This window comes from Cellulomonas sp. GbtcB1 (genome assembly GCF_019091725.1).
Lineage (GTDB): Bacteria > Actinomycetota > Actinomycetes > Actinomycetales > Cellulomonadaceae > Cellulomonas.
In genome coordinates this window covers 1-3,377 of record NZ_JAGXJG010000108.1, presented here as the reverse complement: position 1 = coordinate 3,377, position 3,377 = coordinate 1, and the positions used below count along the sequence as shown (strand labels likewise).

Sequence of the window (3,377 nt, the reverse complement as noted above, 5' to 3'; positions counted from 1 at the left end):
CGGAGAACGGGCCCAGCCCGACCGCGGGGACGAAGATCAGCGCGATCACGATGTCGGGCTCCGCCCGAAGGAACGACAGCACGGCACGCGCCACCTGGAACAGCACGCCGGCGGGCGTGGTGGTGCGGGCCGCGAGCACGGCGAGCCCCAGCGAGAACGGCACCGACAGCGTCGTGCCGAGCAGGCCGATCCACAGCGTGGTGACGGTCGCCTCGAGCCCGGGGCGCACCACGCGGGTCCAGTCCAGGTCGGGCGGGAACGACTCTCCGATGAACCGCGCCATGCCCTCGCGGCCCTCGACCAGGGCGACGAGCGAGAACTCGGTGCCGTTCCAGGCCAGGACGTGCACGACCACGACGGCGGCCACGACGAGGGCGGTCAGCGCGGTGGTCCGGGCGGGCCGTCGCCGCCGGGGCAGGACGGTGCGGGCGAGCTCGTCGGCGTCGGGACGGCGGGCCGGGGGCCGGCGGTCCAGCGCGGGGGCGCTCACGCGGCACTCCGCGCTGCAGCGGGGACCGTCGCGGACGGCACCGTGGTCGCATACAGGCCGGCGATGTCGGCGAGCGAGACCTCGCGGGTGGCGCCCTGGAGCACCACCCGCCCCGCCGCCATGCCGACCACGCGGTCGACGTGCCGGTGGGCGAGCTCGGGGTCGTGCGCGACGACGACGGTCGCGAGGCCCTGCGCGTGGGTCAGCTCGGCCAGCAGCGCCATCACCTGGTCGGCGGCCGCGAGGTCGAGCGCGGACGTCGGCTCGTCCGCGAGCATCACCGGCGCGCGCTGGCACAGGGCCCGCGCGACCGCGACACGCTGCTGCTGGCCGCCGGACAGCTGCCCGGCGACGTCCAGCGCCCGGTCGGCCAGGCCGACCTGCTCCAGGCACCACAGCGCCTCGGCGCGCACCTCGCGCGGCAGCAGGGCGGGCACCACGGACCGGCGCAGCGGCAGCCGCCCGAGGGAGCCGGCGCAGACGTTGTCCAGCACCGTGAGCCGCCGGACCAGGTTGACCTGCTGGAAGATCATCGCGATCTGCCGGCGGGTGGCCCGCTCGTCGTGGGAGACGCCGTGCGCCCCGGCGCCGCCCTCGCGCACCAGGCGCCCGGCGACGTGCACGGTCCCGGCGGTGACGGGCGCGAGGCCCGCCACCGCCCGCAGGGTCGTGGACTTGCCGCAGCCGGTGGGGCCGGGGGCGGCCGCCACCTCGCCGGGCGCGATGTCGAGGTCCACCTCGTCGACCGCGTGCCGGCGGACGGTGCCGGAGCGGTCCGGCCGGCCGGGGTACTGCACGACCAGGCCGCGCACCTGCAACCCGTCGTGGGCGGGCGCGGGCACGCCGGTCACGCGTCGTCCTCGGTCAGCCCGAGGGTGTCGGCCAGGTCGAACAGCGGCTGGTACGTGGACTTGTCGACCTCGACCAGCGGACCGGCCGGGTCGACGTCGAGGTACTGGCCGATCTGCTCGACGTGCTCGGTGTCGAGGCTGAGCAGCGCGTCTTGCACGGCGTCCCGGAACTCCTCGCCCAGCGCGCCGGCGACGGTGACCGGGTCGTTCGGGATCGGCTCGGAGGTCCAGATCTGCCGGAACCGGGACGTGTCGAGGGTGCCCTCGCGCTCTGCGGTCGCCTGGGTCTGGCTGTTGATCTGCGCGACGTCGACGGTGCCGTTGGTCAGCGCGGGCAGCGCCTCCCGGTGGCCTCCGGCGTACGTGATGTCGGTGTCCTCCTCCGCCCGGCCCGCCTCGCGGATCGCGAACCGCGGGAGGGCGTCGCCGGAGGTGGAGCCGGTCGAGCCGAGCGCGAGGGTGTGACCGGCGAGGTCCTCGACCGACTCGATCGGGGAGTCCGCAGGCACCCACAGGCCGGCGGTGTAGCTGGACAGAGTGCCGTCGGCCAGGCCGAACGAGGCCACGGCCTGGGCGTCGGCGCGCCGCTCGGCGAACACGTAGCCCAGGGGGCCGAACACCGCGACGTCGAGCTCGCCGTTCTCCATCGCGAGCACCCCGGCCGAGTAGTCCTCGACGATCGAGACCTCGACCGGGCAGCCGAGCTTCTCGCCGAGCGCCTCGCCCAGCACCCGGAACGCGGGCTCGAGCTTGGCGGGGTCCTCGAAGGGCTCGACGCCCATCCGGATGCGGCCGTCGGGGCAGACGCTCGCGTCGCCGGAGGCGGAGCCGCCGGCCGCGTCGTCGGCGCTGGCGGAGGAGCAGGCGCCCAGGGCGAGCACCAGGGCGGCGGCGGACAGGACCGGGACGAGGCGGGGACGTGCGGACATGGTCGGTCTCCTGGTGAGGGTGGCGGAGCGGGGCGGCGGGACGGTGGTCACAGGTGCGGGTCGAGGACGGCCGGCGCGAGGCCGAGCGCGGTGGTCATCCCGATGCCCGAGGTCACCGACACCACGTGCACCCGGGGCAGGGGCTCGGCGACAAGGAACGGCTCGGGAGCGGACGCGTAGACGCCGCGCCACCGGGCGCGGACCCGGGGACGGGTGCCGGCGAACAGGCGCGCCGCCTGGTCGAGCAGCAGCTCGTCGAGGCCCTCGTCGCCGAACGGGTCGTGCGTCGTGCCGTAGGCGTGGGTGTCGCCGAGCGTGAGGCTGCCGCCCGGGCGCTGGGTGAGCATGAGGTTGACGTCGGCGTCGAGCAGCGCGGGCGACTCGGCGGTCAGCCGGGCCCGGACGTCCGCGAGCGCGGGGCTGACGCCGAAGCCGGCGGACCGGAGCAGCGACGGGCCGGTCAGCACCGCCGGCTCCACGTCGCCGGGGCCGTCCACCTCCAGCATGTGCAGCGCGCACCGGCGGACCCCGTGGGCGGTGGCGAGCTCGGGGAAGTACCGGTCGACGTCGTGGCCGACCGCGACGACCACCCGGCCGGCGGTGACCGCACCGCGGGAGGTGCGCACGAGCACGCCGTCGCCGTCCGGGTCGAAGCCGTGTGCGGCGGTCGCCCAGGACACGCTCGCGCGCGGCCGCCCGGCGAGCAGGTCCGCCAGGGCGGCGACCGCGCGCCGCTGGTCCACCCGGACGTCCAGCGGCAGGTGCGCGCCGCCGAGCACGTCGTCGCCGAGCCCCGGCACCCGGGCGTGCACGCCGGCGGCGTCGAGCAGCGCGACGTCGCCGTCGCGTGCGGCGGCGAGGTCGGCGAGCACCTGCTGCTCGTCGTCCGCCCGGGCCACGACCACCGTGCCGGTCTCGCGCAGGCCCAGGTCGGTCTCCTTGGCCAGGCGCAGCCAGCGCTCCCGGGCGGCCAGCGCGTGCTGGAGGGCGACGCCGTCCTGCGCGGTGAAGCAGCCGTGGCCGGAGTTGCGCACGGAGGCGCCGACGGCGCGGTCGCCGGCCTCGTCGTCGAGCACGGACGGGCCCCGGGCGGCGGCCTCGGGGGCG

At 76.8% G+C, this 3,377-nt stretch carries 4 protein-coding genes; all 4 read right to left on the bottom strand.

Translation table 11 applies throughout. The annotated features are described in order from the left end of the window. The coding region (locus KVT14_RS19860; protein ID WP_368858788.1) for a PhnE/PtxC family ABC transporter permease at nt 1–490 on the bottom strand (490 nt) is incomplete at its 3' end. After that, complete coding sequence (locus KVT14_RS19855; protein ID WP_217617239.1) at nt 487–1,341, bottom strand: phosphonate ABC transporter ATP-binding protein; 855 nt, start codon at nt 1,339–1,341, stop codon at nt 487–489. The genes KVT14_RS19855 and KVT14_RS19860, both read right to left, overlap by 4 nt. After that, the gene (locus KVT14_RS19850; protein ID WP_217617238.1) at nt 1,338–2,270 is read right to left on the bottom strand and encodes a phosphate/phosphite/phosphonate ABC transporter substrate-binding protein; all 933 of its coding nucleotides are present in this window, start codon (nt 2,268–2,270) and stop codon (nt 1,338–1,340) included. Before KVT14_RS19850 ends, KVT14_RS19855 begins: the two co-directional genes overlap by 4 nt. 47 nt (nt 2,271–2,317) lie before the next feature. Then, nucleotides 2,318–3,377 (bottom strand): TIGR03364 family FAD-dependent oxidoreductase (locus KVT14_RS19845; protein ID WP_217617237.1); only part of this gene is annotated, 1,060 nt, incomplete at its 5' end.